At 51.2% G+C, this 1,019-nt stretch carries 1 protein-coding gene; it reads left to right on the top strand.

The window, feature by feature from the left end; all coding sequences use genetic code 11:
• Nucleotides 1–138: 138 nt before the first annotated feature.
• Entirely contained in the window at nt 139–948 is an 810-nt protein-coding gene (locus tag L1249_RS17395; RefSeq protein WP_328284151.1) for a HipA domain-containing protein, read from the top strand.
• The last annotated feature ends 71 nt before the right edge of the window (nt 949–1,019 follow it).

Genomic DNA, 1,019 nt, shown 5'->3' with positions numbered 1-1,019 from the left:
CTGAGGTGCCATCACCAAGGGCAACGGGCTGTGAAGCAGGAACCCGGAAGGCAACAACCGGGAATCCCCTTCCTTTCCGCCGCAGGCGGCAGCTTCCTAAGAAGCTGAGGAAGGGGAGGAGGTCAAGACGACTTCTCACTGCTTGCCGCTATTGGTGGGGATTGCGCCGGAGCACTATCGATTCTGCCGCCTCATCAAACACCAGAACCTTCTAATCGCCATGATTGCGATACGCCCCTTTCACAAGAAAGGCTTAATGAGTGGGCTGCTTTTAAGCAACGCTATGCGCTATTTGCAGAGTCACAACAAGCACCCAATCCACGTCTTTCACTGGCGGGCGCACAGGACAAAATACCCGTCATCTGGCGTGATGAAACTTTTTATTTGCCTCAAGGCACTGCTCCTTCCTCACATATCGTTAAGTTTGCGGTAGATGGGCGCGACCACGTTATTTTTAACGAACTCTACCTCAATACGCTGGCAGCGCTTGTCGATATTGATTGCCCCTCCACCTCAGTACGTTATGCAGGGCGGTATCCCCTACTGGTTGTAGAGCGTTACGATAGAGCATGGGTAAACGGCTCACTACAGCGCATCCACCAGGAAGATTTATGCCAAGCAATGGGCATGTCACGTACGCAAAAGTATCAAGAGTACGGTGGACCGACACTGGCCGACTGTTTTCACCTTTTACGTGATGTATGTAAGCCTCCTGCACAATCATTACAACAGCTGCTCCGCTGGCAAATTTTTAACGTGCTGGTGGGTAATAGCGATGGCCACGCAAAAAATGTATCACTGCTACAAGATGCAAAAGGCAAATGGCGTATTGCTCCCGCTTACGATTTGATAGGTACCGTTGTTTTAGGGTATGACTCGAGGCTGGCATTCTCGAGTTATTGTCAAATTCTGTGTATGGCCGGTCAGGCGGCAGTCCTGTCTGACTGATCGGTCAAGGGTTCGCCGTCCTTGAACTGGACGTTGTTCACGACCAGCTCCAGCTTGTTGAACCCCTTGAT

This window comes from Halomonas sp. Cn5-12 (genome assembly GCF_021532545.1).
Taxonomy (GTDB): Bacteria; Pseudomonadota; Gammaproteobacteria; order Pseudomonadales; family Halomonadaceae; genus Vreelandella; species Vreelandella aquamarina.
Note: the sequence above shows the minus strand (reverse complement) of the source record. Positions and strands in the feature narration are given on the sequence as shown.